This is a genomic window from Polaromonas jejuensis NBRC 106434 (assembly GCF_001598235.1).
Classification (GTDB): domain Bacteria; phylum Pseudomonadota; class Gammaproteobacteria; order Burkholderiales; family Burkholderiaceae_C; genus Polaromonas; species Polaromonas jejuensis.
Genome location: NZ_BCYO01000010.1, coordinates 36,378 through 55,101, shown reverse-complemented (window position 1 = coordinate 55,101; position 18,724 = coordinate 36,378). Strand labels below are relative to the sequence as shown.

Below are 18,724 nucleotides of genomic sequence, written 5' to 3'. Positions count from 1 at the left end.
GAATTCACGCGTCCTTGTAGTCTTTGTATTTTTATCGGGCGACCAACTGCACATCGATGATTTCGGTCTGCCCTTCGAGATCGGGATCGTCGATCCTTCTCTTCAACAGGTCGACCGCGGCGGCGGCGAGGTCCCGGGTCGACTGCCTGATGGTGGTGAGCTGGTAGTTGAGCCAGCTTGCCTGCGGTATATCGTCAAAGCCGGTAATGCGGATTTTCCTGAATCTCGATGGCGATAACTTGTCTTTGAGTTGGTCGATCAAACCCAATGCCAGATAGTCGTTGGTGCAGAAAGCGCCATCTGGCAAAGAAGGCATTGACAGCAGTTCCAGGGCGGCCATGGCCCCGCCCTGATAGTCGTGTTTGGGCGCGCGGATCACCGAGGTCCGGATGCCCAGATCCGCCATCTGTTGCACGAACAGACGCTCACGGCATTGAATGCTGTACGAGCCTTCTTTGGTGGCGATGACCGCGACCTGCCGGCATTGCGCTTGACGGAAAAAATCTGCCAACAGCGCTATGCCCTTGGCGTTGTCACAAAGAACACGGTCAACCTTCGGGTGTTGGTCGGCCTTGTTGATCAGCACAACCGGGACCTGGTGACGGATACAGTTTCGATAAATTTCGGCAGGTGGCGTGTCCGAGGTGATGATCACGCCGGATACGCTATAGCGCATCAACATGTCGATCACCTGTGAACTGTCCCGCCCCTGCGTGGTGGGAATCAGGAGCGGGCGGTACTGGTTTTCCAGCAAGGCTTCACTCAGGTCTTTGAGTTGCTGGCTACGGAAGGGGTTGTCGATATCGGCCACCACCAGACCGACCAGGTCGGAGCGCAGCTTGTTCAGGCCGCGGGCCAGGTGGTTGACCCGGTATCCGAGGGCGCTGGCTGCCTGCAGCACCTTGTTTCGGGCCTGCGCGGAAACGTATCCGGAGTTGGAGAGGGTTCGCGAAACGGCAGCACGGGAAACCCCGGCTGCGTCAGCGACCTCCTGCGCAGTGACCTGTGCTGTCACCTGCGCCGTGACCTTTTTAGGCATCCTGCGTTCTACCTGCTATTTGAATGGATTGGGATTCTTCACACGGCGTCGCGATACCCGGATACCCGGATTTCAGCCAGATCCCATAGGCCCGGCTGAAGGTGAACGGATCATCAATGTTCACCATATCGGGCTTCAGGCCGATCAGGGCAACGGCCGCGTCGAGCTGGTCCGCAAAGAAGCGGACCATCACCTTTGCACCCGAGGCGCGGCACTGCGCGAACTCGGACAAGTCATCGATCAGGTGGTCGTATTCCACGACATAGGGCGTACCTGTCGCCAGCAGAACCGCAAGGTTGGGATAGTCCTGACGCCGCCGCATCACTCTGGCCTGCGGATAGTTGGACTGAATCAGGTCGACGCTGGCGAAGTCGAAGCTCCAGAAAAAGCAGCGCGACCACGCATTGCGCGCCGCCACTTCCTCCATCACGCGGCCCGCGTTCGCGGCCTTGAGTTCGACGAACAACGACTTCTGGTAACGATCGGCCAGCGCCAGGTAAGTAACGAAGGCACTGACCTCCTCGGTACGGTAATTCGGGTGAAACCATGAGCCCGCGTCACACAGCGACAATTCCGCCAAGGTGCGTTGACAGACCGGCCCGTTCAGATTGGTGGTTCTGTCAAGGGTGTCATCATGAATCACCACCAGTTGCCCGTCGGCCGTGGTGTTCAGATCCAGTTCGATGGTCTCGGCACCCATGCGGTATCCGAGTTCTGCGCTGGCCAAGGTGTTCTCGGGTGCGATGGTGTTCGCACCGCGGTGGCAGACGATCTGGATAGGGTTGTCCGGATGCGGGTGATAAGCGCTGACCATTTCCGGCAGGTCACTGCAGATCCCCCATACCGGCATCCGCATGAGCCGGGCGATTTCGTTCGCACGTTCCTCGTGCCAGATGACAATCGGCAACTGACGCGCCTGGGCCTTGGCGATCAATTCGTCGCTCAGCAGTTCATGCGGCGTATCAGATGCCTTTTCCCAGCAAAGGTGGATCATGTCGGCGCAGCCGGTCTCGGCCAGGGAAAACGGGTCTGCGCCGGCTGGCACCAGCACCGACAAGGGGTAGGGGCAGTGCAGCGCGGCCAGTTCGGCCAGGCGTGATGTCTTGAAAGAGCCGATCACCACGTTGCTGAAGTTCATCTCCTTCAGCAGATCCACCACTTTCGGCCCCGAGCCTTCGGCCTTCAACTCGATATACAGGCCACAACCTGTTTGCCTGGCCAGTTGGATGACTTCGCGAACGCTGGGGACCGGCTCCCCGTTGTGCAGCCGATACGCCCTCAGCCGCTCGTACGACACGTCCTGAATCCGGACATCCACGCCGGCGTTCTTGTTCAGGTTGTCGTCGTGACTGACCACGCAGACACCATCGGCTGTCAACTGAACATCGATCTCCCACATGTCGGCGTTCAGACGGGCCGCCAGCTCGAAGGCTTCCAGGGTATTTTCGAGCCGGTGGCCGCTGGCTCCCCGATGGGCAATGCACAGCGGCTTGGGCCGTGTGAGTCCTGCGAGCAAGCTCCGCCGTTGTTCACGCGACATGCAGACGATCTCCCTTTTCATCGAAGACCAGAACATGTTCAGGTGCGACATGCCAGCGGACTGCCTCACCGAGCTTGAGATCCCCCTTGGCAGATTGAATGGTGCGGACGACGTCGCCGCTCGAGAGCTTCAGGTCGTACAGGATTTCACGACCCTGATGTTCAATGAAGCTGACGATCGCGTGGTTCGCGCCTGCTGATTTCAGCTCCACGTGTTCGGGGCGCAATCCCACCCGGACCTTTCGGCGCCCGCCATCGGGCATCGCATCAAGCGCGAGGGCGACCTGCGCGCTCTCATGGACAAAACGCTGTGTGTCCAGAGCACCATCCAGAAAAGAGATCGGTGGATTGCCCAGAAACCCGGCGACAAAGGCATGGGTCGGGTTGTTGTACATCTGTACCGCCGTATCGACCTGCACGACCCTGCCGTGTTGCATGAGCGCGATGCGATCACACATGCTCATCGCCTCGACCTGATCGTGCGTGACCAGGATGGCGGTGATGCCGGATTCCTGCTGAATCCGGCGGATTTCGGTGCGCATCTCGATGCGCAGGTTGGCGTCGAGGTTGGCCAGGGGTTCATCCATCAGCAACACATCAGGCCGGCGGACAATGGCCCGTGCCAGCGACACGCGTTGCTGCTGACCACCGGACAGCGCGGCCGGTTTGCGCTGAAGGAGGTCGTCGATGCGCACGAGTTCGGCGATTTCCGCGACCTTGCGCCTGACCTCGGCAGCGGTTTCCCCTCGGACCTTCAGCGGAAATCCGATGTTCTGCTCCACCGTCATGTGCGGGTACAGTGCATAGGACTGAAAGGTCACGCCGACATTGCGTTGTTGCGGCGGGGCATGCGTCACATCCCGACTGGAAATCAGAATCTGGCCGTCATCCACTCGATGGATGCCGCTGACCGCGAACAAGGTGGTGGACTTGCCGCAGCCGGACGGACCGAGCAGCGCTACCATCTCACCCGGCGCGATGTCCAGGTTCATGTTTTCGATGACGGCGGTGTCGCCGAACCTTTTCGTCAAATTACGGATCTGGATACCCATTAGCCTTTATTCCCTCCACCATACATATTCATCAACTGCTTCTGGAAGATCACGAACAGAATCATGACCGGTGCGGCATAGAACAGTCCAACGGATTTGAATGTCGCCATGTCGAAGTTGTTATCGTCGGCGATCAGCCCGGCGAGATAAACGGACAACACCTGCGCGTTGTTTCCGGGGGCCAGCACCTGCGGAAGCAGGTATTCGCTCCACCCCGCCAGGAAGGAGAAGATTCCGAGCGACACCAGAGCCGGCCTGACCAGCGGCAAGACGATTTCGCGCCAGACCCGGAAACGGCTGGCACCATCCTGGATGGCAGCCATTTCAATCTCCCAGGGAACGGTGTCGTAAAAGCCCTTCAGAATCCAGATACCGAACGGGAGTTCGAGCGAGGTCTTCACGATAATCACGCCGAGGATGGTGTCGTAAAGGCCGACATACTGCAGGATCAGGAATGTCGCGATCAGCAGCGTGACGGTCGGAAAGGCATGCAAAACCATCACGCCCCCCAGAAAGAACCGTCTCAGAGGCATGTTCAGGCGTGACAACGCATAGGCGGCGGCGGAGGAAACCACCAGAACCAGCAAAGTGGTGACCGTGGCGAAAACCAGCGTATTCAATGTCACGCTCCAGATACCCGGTTTCCCTGGAAGGTCCTGCCACAGGAAGCGCCAATGCTCCAGCGTGAACTGGTGGGGAAGAAGCTCACCCGCCCGGGTGTTGGAAAACGTATCGATGAACAGATACGCGTACATCAGGAACAGCGGCGCGCTCAGCAGGCTGAAAACGGCGAGCAGCAAGGTGTTTGATCGGTGGTGAGACATCGGCTCCTCCTAGATCTCGATTCGCGGCTTGGCAACCAATTCCTTGAAACGGAACAGCTTCAGGTAAAGGGCGGACAGGAACAGGCCGATGCAGACGAGAATCATCGCGAGTGCGGCGCCATAGCCGTACTGCAGGTTGCCGGCGTAGTTGCGCAGCGCGGTGTGAAAGGCGTGCAGGGCCCAGACCTCGGTCGTGCCCCCGGGACCGCCATCGGTGGCCAGCAGGATGTATTCGAACGACGTCAGCAACGAAAGGGTCTGGTAGCACGTCACGAACAGAATTGGCCAACGCAGTTGCGGCAGAACGATGTAGCGGATCTGCTGGAGGCGGTTGGCTCCGTCGACATCGCTGGCCCAGAACTGGCTTTTCGGAATCGCATTGATGGCCGATGAGAACACCAGCATGCCCATCGAAGCCCCGACAAAACCATTGATCAGGATCACGAATGTCCAGGTGTTGGCGGTGGAGTCGAGCATCCAGTTTCGGGCCGGTACGCCGAACGCCGACATCACAGCCGAAATGAAACCTGTGTCCCACGCAAACCACTTCCAGAGCAGCACATACAGCACCGGCGGTGTGATACGCGGCAGCAACCAGATGCCGCGAATCCAGCCGGCTGGCTTTTGAGGCAGATAGTGGGTTGAAATGGCCAGCACCAGGGCAAAGCCAATGTTGAAAAGACTCAGAGTGCCGAAAACATACAGCAGGGTATTGGTCAGTATCTTTCGGGTGTCCGGGGTCGACGTCATGCGCTTGTAGTTGTCGGTCGTCCATGCCCATCCGGTGTAGCTCGCCGTGGCGACGGCTCGTTGCTCTGCGGGCCTGAGCGACACGCCGGCGCGGGAGATCGCTTCAAGCAAGGACTCGGCACTTTCGAACTTCGTTGTGCCCACCGAACGCTGGAATACGTCCGCAACTTTTTTGACCTCCCGAATATTCGCCGGGCTGTTGCGCAGGTCGCGCAATGCGCCCTCGATATCCCGACGCTGTTCATAACTGCGTCCCAGGAGATTTGTGTCGATTTCATTCACAAAGCCCTGATCGCCCCCGCTGGCTTTGAGCGCATCCAGTCCCTTGCGATCAACGGTGTAGCGGGTTTCACTCAGTTTGTTGGCCAGATCCGGCAGGTCGAATTCACTGGACAAGCTCTTCAATGCCGAAGGTGAGATCTGGTAGGTGCCATTACTGATGCCAGTGGCCGTACTCATGTTGGTCAATGAGAAAACGGCGGTCATGACGACCGGCAACAGAAAGAACAGCAGCACAAAGATCAGTGCCGGCGCAAGCATCGCCAGCCCCAATGTATGTGATCTCTTCATCATGCTTTATTTCGGTGGGGCCAGGCGGATCATCGCCTGGCGTTCTGGGGGCTCTGACAATCTGTTCAGAGGCGCCTTGTTATCGGATCACAACCCTGTTGGCCAGGTTGCCGCCGCGAATTTCCTTCTCGGCATCCGTCACAGCCTCTTGTGCCGTTTTCTTGCCGCTCCAGGCCGCTTCCAGGCCCTTCCAGTAGCTGTTCCACAAGTTGCCCAGGTCGGTATCGTTCGGCATCGCGTAGGCGTACGGCAGGAGCCTCGCGGTTGCTGCCGTGGCCCAGCGGTCGCTGCGGTACAGACCGATGTTCGCCTCCTGCGGGCTGATTCCCAGATGGGCCGACTTGATCGCATGCAAGGCGTTGATCCGCGGCTCGGAGGCGATGGCGACAAGCTTGGCCGCGATCTCCTTCTGCGCGTCATCACCCTGCTTGGTGATCAGGTAGACGACGGGGTGGCTCAGCGTATTGGCTTTGCCTGTCTTGTCGCCGGCGGGAATCAGGCTGAACTGGATGTTGGCGAAAAAGTCCTTCAGGCCTTCCTTGCTCGTGTAGCGCGCATAGTGCCAGGTGCCGCCATTCCAGAAGGCCACCTTGCCGGTGGCGACCTCGTGGTACCACTGATCCCAGGGGGTGCCCAAGTGGTTCTTGCGCGTCACACCCATCTTCACTGCGTCGATGAAGAACTGATAGGTCTTGAGTGCGGCTTGCTTGTCAAAGACCAGCCGGCCGGTTTTGGGGTCCTGCACCTGGCCGCCGAAGCTCACATAAAACTGCCAGTAGTCCGGACCGCTGGTGGGACGGGGATAGAAGCCGTAGCCCGGCGCCACGAGGCCCTTGTCCTGCGCCTTCTTGGCATCGTTCAGCATGCTGTATAGCGTGTAGTCGCCGGATTTGACCTTGTTCGGCAGCGCTTCGATCATCTTGTCGGTGTAACCGATTTGCTTGAGATGGTTTTTCCACGCGAAGAAAGGGCGGGCCTCCGTGTCCTGCGGCAGGCCGTAGACCTTGCCATTGAACGACGCGACCTTGAGCAGGTTCGGGTAGAGGCTGTTGATCGGCCAGGAAGCCATATCGAGATAGTCTTCGATCGGTACGATCAGGCCGGACTGCGCCCAGGACGCGATATCTTCATGGCCGGTCACCACGATGTTGGGCGCTTTCCCGGATTCGGCCGCGAGCGTGACTGCCTGCTTGAAGTTGTCCCAGTCGGGATAGCTGCGTTTTTCGACGGTGATGTGGAGGGGCTCGCCCTTGGCAGCTGCCTCTTTCATCAGCAGGTCAGCGGCCATCTCGATCGCGTCCACGCGGTAACTGTCATTGGGGCCGGAGCCGCCCGCAACCACCGAGATCTTGTAGTCAGCGGCGTACGCCAGGCCTGCACAGGTCATCGAGGCGACCAGAAGGCCATGCTTCAGAATCCGTTTGACCGATTTGGTCGTCACCATGCGTTTTCTCCGATATTCAAGGTCAATCCAGGAGTCGACAAAGCTACCCCATCCAATGTGAACACGTGTTCATAGATGGTATTTTGATGCGGCAAAGTGTCAAAATTGTGACGATCACAGACACAGGGGTGTCCGTATATGAACCCCATGGGCCGATCTCCAAATGACCAGAGCAATTCTTCTGTTGAGCACACAGGAAAACCTGCTCCGAGTAAATACCATGCTCAGTGCAAAGTCGGCACATGCCACTCAAACTGCTCAAATTGGCATCGGCGCAAACAGTTTTTTTACATGAATCCCTGCCGCCCCTCGTCTAGAGCCGCGGCCCCTCGGGCCGGAACAGCGCGGCCTTCGTGGGGTTGAAGGCCAGGCGGATCGACGCGCCGAGTTCCGGGCAGGCATCGCCGGGCAGGCGCGCCACCAGTTGGTGGTCGCCAACGCTAACGTTGATCAGCGTGTCGGCGCCGAGCGGCTCGATCAGCGCGACGCGCCCGCTGATGGCCGGGCCGTCGGTGCTGACCGCCAGGTGTTCGGGGCGGATCCCGAAGTCGGCCTTGCCGGTGTAGTGGCGGTCTGCGCTGGCCCCGCTGAACTGCCCACCGCCCGGTAGCGCGAATGCGCCGTCGGCCACGTCGACCGGCAGGAAGTTCATCGCCGGCGAGCCGATGAAGCTGGCGACGAAGCGCGACTGCGGCGCCGCGTACAGCTCGGCCGGCGTGCCGACCTGCTCGATGTGGCCATCCTTCAGAACGACGATCCGGTCGGCCAGCGTCATCGCCTCGACCTGGTCGTGCGTCACGTAGACCATGGTCGCGCGCAGCCGCTGATGGAGTTGCTTGATCTCGGCGCGCATGTCCACGCGCAGCTTGGCGTCGAGGTTCGACAGCGGCTCATCGAACAGGAAGATCTTCGGGTCGCGCACCATCGCGCGCCCCATCGCGACGCGCTGCCGCTGCCCGCCGGAGAGCTCGCGCGGCTTGCGGTCCAGCAGGTGGCCGATCTGCAGCACGCCCGAAACATAGTCCAGCTTCTTCTGCACCTGCGCCGGGTCGGTGCGCGCCATCTTCAGGCTGAAGGTGATGTTGTTGCGCACCGACATGTGCGGGTACAGCGCGTAGTCCTGGAAGACCATCGCGATGTCACGCTGCCAGGGGCGCAGGCCGTTGACGACACGCTCGCCTATCGCGATCTCGCCGTCCTGGAACTCCTCGAGGCCGGCGATCATGCGCAGCAGCGTCGACTTGCCGCAGCCCGAGGGCCCGACGAAAACGACGAATTCGCCGGCGTTGATGTCGAAGCTCAGGCGGTGGATGACTTCGACGGCGCCGTAGCGCTTGACGACGTTGCGAATCGAAAGAACCGACATGCTATTTATCCCTTCACGGCGCCGACCGCGAGGCCGGACACCAGACGCCGCTGCACCAGCAGCGCGAGCACCAGAGGCGGCAGCGCGATCATAGAGGCAGCGGCCATCAGCGCGCCCCAGTTGGTGACGCCCTCGCCGACGAAATTGAACGATGCGACGATGGCGGTCTTTGTGTCGAAGCCCGACAGCGCCAGCGCGAACAGGAAGTAGTTCCAGGTGAAAACGAAGCACAGGATCGCCGCCACCACGACGCCCGGAACCACCAGCGGCAGCACGATGCGCAGCAGGATGCTGTACGGCCGGCAACCGTCGATCTGACCCGATTCGATGAGCGCGCGCGGCACGCCGTCGAAGTACGGCAGCAGCGTCCACAGCGCCACCGGCACCGTGATCGCGCCGTGCGTGAGGATCAGCACCGTGTAGCTGCCCACGAGGTCGAGCTTGGAGAACAGCACGAACCAGGGCAGCAGGAACAGCGTGCCGGGCGCCATCCGGGCGAACAGCGTCAGCGTCGCTGGCCAGGTCATGCGGTGCCAGGAGATCGCGAACGCCGCAGGAATGGCCAAGACCAGACCCAGGACCGTGGCGCCGGTGGCCACGACCAGGCTGTTCCAGGTGTTGTGCAGGAAATCGGTGCGGACAAGGAGCTCGCGGTAGTTGTCCAGCGTGGGCACGTTGAACAGTTTGGGCGGCAAGCTCATCACGTCGACGCTGTGCTTGAACGAGGCCAGCAGCATCCAGGCGATCGGCAGCAGCACCACCATCAGCATCAGGATGACCTGCAGCCGCCCGACCAGCAGCGAGAGCGCGCTGCGAGGGCGCAAGGGGGACGCGGAAGAATGGCTCATCGAAGACCTCACCATGAGACGGCGCGCCGCAGCCGAGCGAAGACCACGACCGTGCACAGCACGACCAGCGACAACGTGATCATCGACGCCGAGGCCCAGCCGAAGCGCGAGAACTCGAAGCCTTGCTGGTAGGCGTACATGTTCATCGTGGTCGACGCATTGCCCGGGCCGCCGCGGGTGGCGATGAAGACCAGGTCGAAGAAGCGCAGCAGGTCCACCGAGCGCAGCACCGCCGCAGTCAGCAGCGTCGGGCCGAGCAGCGGCAACGTCACGAAGACGAAGCGACGCCAGCCGATCACGCCGTCGACTTCGGCCGCTTCGAACACACTGACTGGCAAAGACTGCAAGCCGCCCAGCACGAGCAGCGCCACGAACGGTGCCCACTGCCAGGTGTCGACCATCGCCACGCTGGCCAGCACCCAGGTGGGATGGGCCAGCCACAGCTGCGGCGGAATTCCGATCAGGCCGATGAACCAGTTGACGATGCCCACCGAGGGGTCGAGTAGCACCATGGCCATCATGCCTACGACCACCGGCGGCAGCATGAAGGGCGTGATCGCGATCGTGCACACCAGGTTGCGCGCCCACTTCACGCCGTTGAGCACCACGCCGAGCCAGGTGCCGAGCACGAGTTGCATGGACAACGCCGCTCCGTAGAGCAGCCAGGTCACCTTGAAGGCGTTGCGGAACTCCGGGTCCTGCATCAGGCCGAGGTAGTTGCCCAGGCCGACGAAGCGCGGCTCGGCACCGAGCGAGGCGTCGTACAACGAGATCCACACCGCGTACACGAGCGGGAAAATGATCATCGCGCCGACGAACAGGACGGCCGGCCACATCATCCAGGCTAGCGACAGGCTTTGCTGCCCGAACGCAGGGCGCGGCTCAATGCCGGCCGCACTGCCTGCGGGGGCATGGGCCGCGGACGCGACGACGATGCTTTTCATGGGGTTCGCTCCAGCCGGCGCAGCCGATGTGGCTACTGCAGCTTGGCCAGGTCGGCGTCGGCGGCGCAGGCCGCATACTTCGCGGTCTTCTGACCGAGCACGACCTCCTGCACCGCGCGGCCGATGATCTCGCGCGTCTCGGGCACGCGATCGGTCGGCGACGCGTAGTCGCCGGTGCCGGTGCGGCTGATCTCGCGCAGCGCATCGACCCATTGCTGGCGCACCGGCTTCTCGCTCGCCCAGGCCTTCATCGCCGGGCCCGAGAACACCGATGCCCGCGGCGGCGCCACGCCCTTGGCCACCAGCTTGGTCTCGACCTCGGCCGAGGTCGCCCATTGCACAAAGTACCAGGCGGCGTCCTTCTTCTTCGAGAATTCGGAGATCGACAGACCGAAGCCGAAGGCTATCGGTTTGGAGATGCCAGAATCGCGCCCCTTGGGCAGCACCTTGATCTGCAGGTCGCCCTCGCGCCCCGGGTACTTCATGACATTCGAGAATTCGTTCGACGACTCGTGCGTCATTGCGATCTTGCCCTGCCCCAGCAACTCGACGACCTGCGGAAAGCTATGGTTGGTGGCGCCGACCGGGCCGTAGGTCTTCAGCAGATCCGCGTACATCGAGATGCCGGCAATCGTCTTGGGCTGGCACAGGCCGGGCTGTTTCTTGTCGGTCGACTTGAAATCGCCGCCGCTGTTGAAGACGAAGCTCGCCATCGCGTAAGGGATCGCGTTGCGCACGCCGCGCGATGCCCACACGCCCTGATTGGGGTCGCAGGCCTTGAGCTTGGCGGCAGCGACCGGGATGTCTTCGAGGAAGGCCGGGACCTCGACCTTGCACTTCGCAAAGATGTCGGTGCGCCAGTAGAACAGCGGGCCTTCGACGTTGATCGGCAGCGCCACCAGCTTGCCGCCGAAGGTCGCGGTCTTGCGCAGGCCTTCGCCGAAGTCTTCGAGGTTGAAGTCAGGCGCGGTGAGCGTGCGGTTGTTGACGTACGGGGTGAGATCGGCATACCAGCCGGCCTTGGCATAGACCGCGCCTTCGCGGATCTGCAGCGAGTTGAAGACGTCGATGTCCGACGACTTCGCCTGCAGCAGCGTGCCCAGGCGCGCACGCTGCGGGTCTTCGTTGAGAAGTTCGATGCGCAACTTGACGCCGGTCTTGGCGGTGAACTCCGGCGCGAGATCGCGAATCGCGTTCGACCAGGGGTGGTTGTTCAGCAGCACGTTGAGCGTCTCGCCGTTGAAGTGCTTCCAGTCGAAGCTTTGCGCCGTGGCGGGCGAGGCCAGCAGCCATGTGCCGGCGGCCAAGCCGCTCAACACCAAGGTTCGGAACGCGAGTTTCATGTCAGTCTCCTTCAGGTTTTTATGTTCCAGATAGCGTGCAACACTGCACTAGACAACCTTGCCCGGGTTGAGGATGCCCTTGGGGTCGAGGGCTTTCTTGAGCGTGCGCATCAGCGCGATCTCTTCCGGCGTTCTGGCGTGGCCGAGCCAGGGCTTCTTCAAGGTGCCGATGCCGTGCTCGGCCGACACGCTGCCGTGGAACTCGCGCACCAGGCCGTAGACCACTTCCTCGATGGCCTGCTTGGGCGGCTCGGCCGCGCCGGGCAGCCAGGCGATCAGGTGCAGGTTGCCATCGCCGATGTGGCCGTAGTACATGCTCCGGGCGCCCGGGATGCGAGCAGCCAGGTCGTCGCGGCAGCGACGCGCGTAGTCGTCCATGTCGGCGGTGGGCAGGCCGACGTCGAAGGGCAGGTGCGGGCCTATCGCCTGAATGAATTCGGAGCAGGCATCGCGCACGCCCCACAGCGCCGCGGCGTCGGACATCGACTGCGCGACCACCGCGTTCGGCACATGGCCGAGCTCTAGCTGGGTTTCGAGCCAGGTCCCGAAGCGGGGAACATCGATGGCAGGATCGGTGCCGAGCGCCTCGATCAGCACATACGCGCCGTGGGTGGTCGCGTCACCCTCGAACGGATTGCGCACGCCCGAGACTTGCTGCGTGGCCACATCCCAATAGTCGGGCCACATGACTTCGAAGGCCGACAGCAGCGGACCGAGGTCGCGGCGCGCCGCGGCCAGCAGCGCCAGCACGCCAGCGTAGTCTTTCAGCGCGCACATCGCGACCATCGTGCAGGCCGGTTTCGGATGCATGCGCAAGACCGCGCGGGTGATAACCCCAAGCGTGCCTTCGCTGCCGATGAACAGGTGCTTGAGGTCGTAACCGGCATTGTTCTTCAGCATCTTGTTCAGGCTCGTCACCACGGTGCCGTCGGGCAGCACCACTTCGAGCCCGAGCGTCATCTCGCGCGCCATACCGTAGCGAATCACGCGGTTGCCGCCGGCGTTGGTCGACAGGTTGCCGCCGATCGCGCACGAGCCGCGCGCACCCAGGTCGAGCGGAAAGAAGAACCCCGCATCGTCGGCCGCGCGCTGCACCACCGCCAGCGGCGTTCCCGCGAGAACCGTGATGGTGCCGGCGTCGGCGTCGATCTCTTCGATGCCGACCATGCGCTCCAGCGACAGGGCGATCGCATCGGCGATCGGCCGCGAGCCACCGCACAAGCCGGTCAGCCCACCTTGCGGCACCACCGCCAGGCCGGCTTCGTGGCAGATGCGCAGCGCGGCCGAGACGTCATCGGTACCGGCCGGACGGACCACGGCGAGTGGCTGCTCTGGCGGCTGCGGGCTCCAGTCGTTCGTGTTGCGCACCGGCACATCGGAGCCGGTCAGAACGGTCACGGCTCCAAGGCGGGCCCGTAGGGCGGCAATTGCGGCGTGGCTGCTGGGGTTCATGGAATGACGGAGTTGCTAACTTCATGTATTCTTGTATGTAAGACACTAATGTTCATTAGTACATTCCCTGAGTTTGGCGATCGCCGCGGGCCCCGCGCGGCAACCGCAATCGTTCATGGTCCACAATGAATGCGATGACGACAACCCCGAGAACAACAACCCCGCCGGACGCGCGCATGACGGCGTTCAAACTCGAGCCCGCCAAGTCGCTGGCGGTGCAGATCGCAGCGCGCTTGCGACAGGCCATCATCGAGGGGGAGTTGGCGCTGGGGTCGCAAATCCCCGAAGAGACGCTGGCGCAGTCGTTCGGCGTCAGCCGCACGCCCGTGCGAGAAGCCCTGAACCAGTTGCAGCTGCAAGGCCTCGTGCATGTCAGGCCGCAGGTGGGCAGCTTCGTGTTCTACCCGACTGTCGACGACGTGACGGAGCTGTGCCAGTTCCGCTGCGTGATCGAGCCGCGAGCGGCCGAGCTGGCTTATCGCAACGACAAAATCTCTACCGTGGGAGCCATCGAAGCAGCGATCGCCGAGATGGAATCGGCAGTGAAGCGCCGCGACACGGTGGCGTACGGCCGCGCCGACACATCGCTGCACGAGGCGATGTTCACCCATTGTGGGAACACGTACCTGCAGGAGTCCTACAAGCTCGCCGCCGGCAAGATCGCGGCCTTACGAACCAACCTCAGTGCGCCGCTCGACGTGCGCAGTCCGGACTCGTTTTCGGAGCACCGCAAGTTCCTGAAGCTCTTCATCAAGGGCGATTTCGAGGCCTTCGAGAAACTCATGATCGTGCACGTCAAGGGATCGGGCGACACCTACGTCCGTGCGTTGCAAACGAAGGCCGCGCGAGATCCGGCGGCGTAGCGTCAATAAAGAAGAACGACAATGTAGAAACCTTTCGTGTCAAGAAGACATATCCCAAAGTCGTCTCATTAACTTCTTCAGTTTGTCTCACTAACTTTTAAACGAAAATCCGTAAAATATGCCACTTGTCTCAAGTTGAACTGCATGTTCACAATGGCATCCAAAACCTGAAACCCGGCAGCCGTCTTTTTGCTATTTTTTCAATAGCAAACTACGCCCTGTAAATAAGGGCTATTCCCCTATTTCATGCAGACCAATCCCCTGAAGAATGGCTTGTGGTTCAACCCACAATCGCTGGAGCGGCTGAGCAGTTCGGGTGCCTGGAGCCGCGGCCTGCTGCTCTACCGCAGCCAGAATGTGCTGCACCTGGACATCGAGCCGCTGAAGGATCACTGGCTGCTGGAGGGTCAGGTGCAGGGCAGCCAGCGCGCGCCTTATGAGGTCTCTGTCGAAATGACCCTGCTGCCTGATGGCCAGCTGGCTGACTGGCTCAGCGACTGCAGCTGCCCGGTGGGTGCCGATTGCAAGCACGGCGTGGCGCTGACCCTCAAGGCGGCCTACCAGGGCCTGCACCTGCTGGGCCCGGAGCTGGCAAACAGTGCAGCGCTGCACGCAGTGCCCAGCCGCGAACAGGCCGAAGCCTTGCGCCAGGCGGCCCTGGCCCGCGCCGAAGACAAGGCCAGGCAGGAAGCCGAGGCGCAGCTGCTGCAATGGATGCAGGCGCTGGACCGCGCCAGCGGCCGGCCCGCCGAAGCAGCCAGGACGGATGAACAGGTCCGGTCCGAACAGTATCTGTACCTGCTGACGGTCGTCGGCGACCCCGGCCCCACACCACGGCTGCAACTGGAAGCCATGGTGTCTTACCCCAAAGTCAGCGGCGGCTGGGCCAAGCCCAAATCAATAAGAACCCCGCCCCACGAGGGACAGGCGGCGTACGACCTGGCCAGCGAGGCGGACCGGCAGGTGCTGCAACTCATGCGCGCCATGCCGAACAGCGACAACTTCTACTCGGCCTACAGTGTCAGCCCGCGTGTCATCCTGGCCGGCCAGGCCGGCCTGCTGGCGCTGCAGCAGGCGGCCAGCACCGGGCGGCTGTTCATGAACGAGGGCCGCGGCAGCCCGGGCGCCGCCATTCGGTGGGGACCGCCCCGGACCCTGGAATGGCATTGGCAGGAGTTGCCCGGCGCGCAAGCCACCGGGCCCGGCTGGGCCTTGCGCGCCAGGCTGAGCCCTGCCGGCACCAAGGACACACTCGGCGCCACGCTGTGCCTGAACAGCCCGCCGCTCTACCTGGACGCCGGGCAAGGCCTGTGCGGGCCGGTCGATACGCCGGGCATTGCGCCCGCCCAACTGGCGCTGCTGCTCAAGGCCCCGCCACTCAGGACTTCGGCCCTGCAAAAACACCAGGTCAATCTGATGGGACACCTGGGCAGCCTGCCAGCACTGCCCCTGCCGCCCGTGCTGCAAGACTTCACCAGATTGAGCGGCGCCACGCCCACCGCCAGCCTGCACCTGAGCCTCAACCCTACTGAAGACGTCCGGTTCATGGGCCTGATCCAGGCTCGGCTGCGCTTTGACTACCAGGGCCATCGCGGCTGGTGGGCCGGCCAGGGCACGGCCGTGCTGGTCGATGGCCCCCAAGGGCGCGTGCTGCTGCAGCGCGACGCCGAAGCCGAGCTGGACGCCATCACCCGTCTGTTTGACCTGGGGCTGAAGGCCACCGATGGCGGCATCTTCGGCATCCCCGGCGACGGTCCCCAGCAGGACTGGCTGCACTGGGCCGACAACGGCTTCACGGTGCTGCGCGATGCCGGCTTTGAGGTGACGCTGGACGACGCCCTGGCACGCTGGATCACCCACGCCGACAGCCTCAGCGTGCAGCTGCAGCCCCAGGGCGATGACGAGGCCTCTTCACCGTGGTTTGAGCTGTCGCTGGGCATGGAGATCAACGGCCAGCGCCACAACATCCTGCCCTGGCTGCCCGAGCTGATTGCCGCCGCGGCCGCCAGCCCGCCCGACCCCGCCACCGGCCAGCCCGGTATGCCGCCCTTTGTCTACCTGCCGGCTCCCGGCGGCCAGGGCTTTATTCGGCTGCCGACCGACGCGCTCAAACCATGGATGGCCGCGCTGCTGGAACTGGTGGGCGACCGCGCGCACAATTTTTCGGCAGACAGCCTCAGGCTCTCGCGCCTGGACGCGCTGCGCACCAGCGCCGCCCTGGGCGAGGGTGCGGTGTGGGAAGGCGCCCAGGCCCTGCGCACCACCGTGCGTCAGCTCAGCGGCCATGTTCAGCTGCCCGTGGTGGCCGCGCCCGCCGGCTTGCAGGCCAGCCTGCGACCCTATCAGCAGCAAGGCCTGAACTGGCTGCAGTTCTTGCGCCAGCACGGCCTAAGCGGCATCCTGGCCGACGACATGGGCCTGGGCAAAACACTGCAAACGCTGGCCCATGTGCTGGCGGAAAAGGAAGCCGGCCGGCTCACCCGCCCGGCCCTGATCGTCGCGCCGGTGAGCCTGATGGGCAACTGGCGGCGCGAGGCCGAACGCTTTACCCCGGGGCTGCGCGCCCTGGTGCTGCACGGCAAGGAAAGGCACGATGCGGCCGCCGAGATGAGCACCCACGATCTGGTGATTGCGCCCTACTCCCTGCTGCAGCGCGACCGCGAACGCTGGCTGGAACAGCCCTGGCATCTGGTGGTGCTGGACGAAGCGCAGAACATCAAGAACGCCAGCACCCATGCCGCGCAGGTGGTCAGCGCGCTGCAGACCCGCCACCGACTATGCCTGTCGGGCACGCCCATGGAAAACCATCTGGGCGAGCTGTGGAGCCTGTTCCACTTCCTGATGCCCGGCTTTCTCGGCAGCCAGGCGCGCTTCAAGGAACTGTTTCGCACGCCCATCGAAAAGGAGGGGGACGGCGAGCGACTCGCGCAGTTGCGCCGCCGCATCACGCCCTTCACGCTGCGGCGCACCAAGCGCGAGGTGGCCACCGAACTGCCCGACAAGATCGAGAGCGTCTCCAGCATCGAGCTCTCGGGCAAGCAGGCCGACCTCTACGAAACCATACGCCTGAGCACCGAAAAAACCGTGCGGGATGCGCTGACCAGCAAGGGGCTGGCAAAGTCCCAGATCCAGATCCTGGACGCCCTGCTCAAGCTGCGGCAGGTGTGCTGCGACCCACGCCTGCTGCCGCTGGCTTCGGCCAAAAAAATCAGGCAGTCGGCCAAGCTGGAACACCTGATGGAGCTGCTGCCCGAAATGGTGGCCGAGGGCAGGCGCGTGCTGCTGTTCTCGACCTTCACCAGCATGCTGACGCTGATCGAGGAAGCGCTCAAGGCGCGCGGCATGCCATGGGTCAAGCTCACCGGCCAGTCGCAAAAGCGCGATGAGATCATTGAGCGCTTTACCTCTGGCGAGGTGCCGCTGTTTCTCATCAGCCTCAAGGCCGGTGGCGTGGGCTTGAACCTGCCGCAGGCCGACACCGTGATTCATTACGACCCGTGGTGGAACCCGGCCGCGGAAAACCAGGCCACCGACCGCGCCCACCGCATCGGGCAAAAGAGCCAGGTCTTTGTTTACAAGCTGGTGGCCCAGGGCACGATTGAAGAACGCATACTGGCGCTGCAAGAGCGCAAGGCGGCGCTGGCCGAGAGCATGTACAGCGGCTCGCAAGCGCGTAAACAGCCGCTGTTTACCGAAAGCGATGTGGCAGAGTTGCTGCGGCCACTGGGAACATGACAGGGCACGAACCACTGCGGTGGCCACAATATCAAGAGCTTATTTAAGGGAGAAAAATTTTGGCGAATGTTTGCAGTGCAGGCCTGGATATCGGTTTTGCCTCGCTGGGGTATGCGCAGATTGGCATCCTCGGCATCATCCAGGGCATCACCGAGCTGTTGCCCATCTCATCGACCGCGCACATGCGCGTGGTCCCGGCGTTGCTGGGCTGGCGTGATCCGGGTTCCGCCTTCTCGGCGGCGATGCAGCTGGCGGCGCTGGCCGCCGTGGTCAGCTACTTCTGGCGCGACATACGCGCCGTGGTGTCAGGCAGTGTCGCCGCGACGAAGCGCCGGGATTTCAACGACCCCTGGTTTCGTCTGGCGGCTGGCATCCTGCTGGCAACGATTCCGATCGGCCTTGCCGGCCTGGCACTCTCCTCGGTATTGAATGCCTGCGAGTCGCCGCTGCGCGGCCTGATGGTGATCGGCGTTTCATCGGTCGTGATGGCGGTCTTGCTGGCCGCGGCCGAGGTCCTTTGCCGGCATCGCCGCACCGTCGAGCAGATGCGGCTCAGGGATGCGCTGATCGTCGGACTGGCGCAGGTGGGCGCCCTGATTCCGGGCGTGTCGCGCTCGGGCTCGACCCTGACGGCGGCCTTGTTCCTCAACTTCAAGCGCGAGGAAGCCGCGCGGTTTTCGTTTCTTCTGGGCTTGCCCGCCATTGCGCTGGCGGGATTGAAGGAGCTGTGGGTTCTGCATCATGCGCACATCCCGCCTGAGGCCTGGTCGCTGCTGGCGTTTGGCCTGGTCGTCGCGAGTGGCTCGGCCTTCATCGCAATCTGGGGCCTGATGCGGGTGCTGGAACGGTTTTCGGCATGGCCCTTTGTCATTTACCGGGCCTTGCTCGGCCTGTTCCTGATCGCCGCCGTGCGCAACGGGTTCCTCCACTAAAAAAAATGCCGCGGACCTCAACC

14 protein-coding genes are annotated in these 18,724 nt (G+C 62.7%); 3 read left to right on the top strand and 11 right to left on the bottom strand.

Annotation, left to right across the window (positions count from 1 at the left end; translation table 11 throughout):
• Nucleotides 1-31: 31 nt before the first annotated feature.
• The 11 genes from PJE01S_RS13265 to PJE01S_RS13215 form a co-directional block, all read right to left on the bottom strand.
• Nucleotides 32-1,039 carry a LacI family DNA-binding transcriptional regulator gene (locus PJE01S_RS13265; protein ID WP_068834106.1) on the bottom strand — a complete coding sequence of 336 codons (1,008 nt, stop codon included), beginning with the start codon at nucleotides 1,037-1,039 and terminating at the stop codon, nucleotides 32-34.
• A complete protein-coding gene (locus tag PJE01S_RS13260) occupies nucleotides 1,032-2,630 on the bottom strand; it encodes a glycerophosphodiester phosphodiesterase (RefSeq protein WP_084389533.1) in 1,599 nt (532 codons plus the stop codon). Before PJE01S_RS13260 ends, PJE01S_RS13265 begins: the two co-directional genes overlap by 8 nt.
• Entirely contained in the window at nucleotides 2,569-3,630 is a 1,062-nt protein-coding gene (locus PJE01S_RS13255; protein ID WP_068834104.1) for an ABC transporter ATP-binding protein, read from the bottom strand. The genes PJE01S_RS13260 and PJE01S_RS13255 overlap by 62 nt, the downstream gene beginning before the upstream one ends.
• Nucleotides 3,630-4,430 (bottom strand): carbohydrate ABC transporter permease, encoded by an 801-nt coding sequence (locus PJE01S_RS13250; protein ID WP_218017520.1) that lies wholly within the window; start codon nucleotides 4,428-4,430, stop codon nucleotides 3,630-3,632. The genes PJE01S_RS13255 and PJE01S_RS13250 overlap by 1 nt, the downstream gene beginning before the upstream one ends.
• A gap of 33 nt (nucleotides 4,431-4,463) precedes the next feature.
• The gene (locus PJE01S_RS13245; protein ID WP_218017519.1) at nucleotides 4,464-5,756 is read right to left on the bottom strand and encodes a carbohydrate ABC transporter permease; all 1,293 of its coding nucleotides are present in this window, start codon (nucleotides 5,754-5,756) and stop codon (nucleotides 4,464-4,466) included.
• A gap of 97 nt (nucleotides 5,757-5,853) precedes the next feature.
• Nucleotides 5,854-7,218: an extracellular solute-binding protein gene (locus PJE01S_RS13240; RefSeq protein ID WP_068834102.1), complete on the bottom strand. Its 1,365-nt coding sequence runs from the start codon at nucleotides 7,216-7,218 to the stop codon at nucleotides 5,854-5,856.
• Nucleotides 7,219-7,531: 313 nt separating this feature from the next.
• Nucleotides 7,532-8,584 carry an ABC transporter ATP-binding protein gene (locus tag PJE01S_RS13235; protein ID WP_068834101.1) on the bottom strand — a complete coding sequence of 351 codons (1,053 nt, stop codon included), beginning with the start codon at nucleotides 8,582-8,584 and terminating at the stop codon, nucleotides 7,532-7,534.
• Nucleotides 8,585-8,589: 5 nt separating this feature from the next.
• Nucleotides 8,590-9,432, bottom strand: coding sequence for a carbohydrate ABC transporter permease (locus tag PJE01S_RS13230; RefSeq protein WP_068834100.1), 843 nt, complete (start codon nucleotides 9,430-9,432; stop codon nucleotides 8,590-8,592).
• 8 nt (nucleotides 9,433-9,440) lie between these two features.
• Nucleotides 9,441-10,376, bottom strand: a complete 936-nt coding sequence (locus PJE01S_RS13225) for a carbohydrate ABC transporter permease (protein WP_084389531.1) — start codon at nucleotides 10,374-10,376, stop codon at nucleotides 9,441-9,443.
• 32 nt (nucleotides 10,377-10,408) lie between these two features.
• Nucleotides 10,409-11,719 carry an ABC transporter substrate-binding protein gene (locus tag PJE01S_RS13220; protein ID WP_068834099.1) on the bottom strand — a complete coding sequence of 437 codons (1,311 nt, stop codon included), beginning with the start codon at nucleotides 11,717-11,719 and terminating at the stop codon, nucleotides 10,409-10,411.
• Between the two features lie 48 nt (nucleotides 11,720-11,767).
• Nucleotides 11,768-13,171, bottom strand: coding sequence for an FAD-binding oxidoreductase (locus PJE01S_RS13215; RefSeq protein ID WP_068834098.1), 1,404 nt, complete (start codon nucleotides 13,169-13,171; stop codon nucleotides 11,768-11,770).
• A gap of 176 nt (nucleotides 13,172-13,347) precedes the next feature.
• Between PJE01S_RS13215 and PJE01S_RS13210 the strand changes: the two genes are divergently transcribed.
• The 3 genes from PJE01S_RS13210 to uppP all read left to right on the top strand — a co-directional run bounded on the left by PJE01S_RS13210 (nucleotide 13,348) and on the right by uppP (nucleotide 18,701).
• Nucleotides 13,348-14,034, top strand: coding sequence for a GntR family transcriptional regulator (locus tag PJE01S_RS13210; RefSeq protein WP_068834097.1), 687 nt, complete (start codon nucleotides 13,348-13,350; stop codon nucleotides 14,032-14,034).
• Between the two features lie 246 nt (nucleotides 14,035-14,280).
• On the top strand, nucleotides 14,281-17,769 hold the full coding sequence (locus PJE01S_RS13205; RefSeq protein ID WP_084389530.1) for a DEAD/DEAH box helicase: 3,489 nt from the start codon (nucleotides 14,281-14,283) through the stop codon (nucleotides 17,767-17,769).
• A gap of 59 nt (nucleotides 17,770-17,828) precedes the next feature.
• On the top strand, nucleotides 17,829-18,701 hold the full coding sequence (gene uppP / locus PJE01S_RS13200; RefSeq protein WP_068834096.1) for an undecaprenyl-diphosphatase UppP: 873 nt from the start codon (nucleotides 17,829-17,831) through the stop codon (nucleotides 18,699-18,701).
• The last annotated feature ends 23 nt before the right edge of the window (nucleotides 18,702-18,724 follow it).

Bases quoted from the DNA above. Each gene is read 5' to 3' on its own strand.
- PJE01S_RS13220 (WP_068834099.1), bottom strand. From the start codon at position 11,719: ATGAAACTCGCGTTCCGAACCTTGGTGTTGAGCGGCTTGGCCGCCGGC.
- PJE01S_RS13225 (WP_084389531.1), bottom strand. From the start codon at position 10,376: ATGAAAAGCATCGTCGTCGCGTCCGCGGCCCATGCCCCCGCAGGCAGT.
- PJE01S_RS13210 (WP_068834097.1), top strand. From the start codon at position 13,348: ATGACGGCGTTCAAACTCGAGCCCGCCAAGTCGCTGGCGGTGCAGATC.
- PJE01S_RS13255 (WP_068834104.1), bottom strand. From the start codon at position 3,630: ATGGGTATCCAGATCCGTAATTTGACGAAAAGGTTCGGCGACACCGCC.
- PJE01S_RS13205 (WP_084389530.1), top strand. From the start codon at position 14,281: ATGCAGACCAATCCCCTGAAGAATGGCTTGTGGTTCAACCCACAATCG.
- PJE01S_RS13260 (WP_084389533.1), bottom strand. From the start codon at position 2,630: ATGTCGCACCTGAACATGTTCTGGTCTTCGATGAAAAGGGAGATCGTC.
- PJE01S_RS13235 (WP_068834101.1), bottom strand. From the start codon at position 8,584: ATGTCGGTTCTTTCGATTCGCAACGTCGTCAAGCGCTACGGCGCCGTC.
- PJE01S_RS13265 (WP_068834106.1), bottom strand. From the start codon at position 1,039: ATGCCTAAAAAGGTCACGGCGCAGGTGACAGCACAGGTCACTGCGCAG.
- PJE01S_RS13240 (WP_068834102.1), bottom strand. From the start codon at position 7,218: ATGGTGACGACCAAATCGGTCAAACGGATTCTGAAGCATGGCCTTCTG.
- PJE01S_RS13230 (WP_068834100.1), bottom strand. From the start codon at position 9,432: ATGAGCCATTCTTCCGCGTCCCCCTTGCGCCCTCGCAGCGCGCTCTCG.
- PJE01S_RS13215 (WP_068834098.1), bottom strand. From the start codon at position 13,171: ATGAACCCCAGCAGCCACGCCGCAATTGCCGCCCTACGGGCCCGCCTT.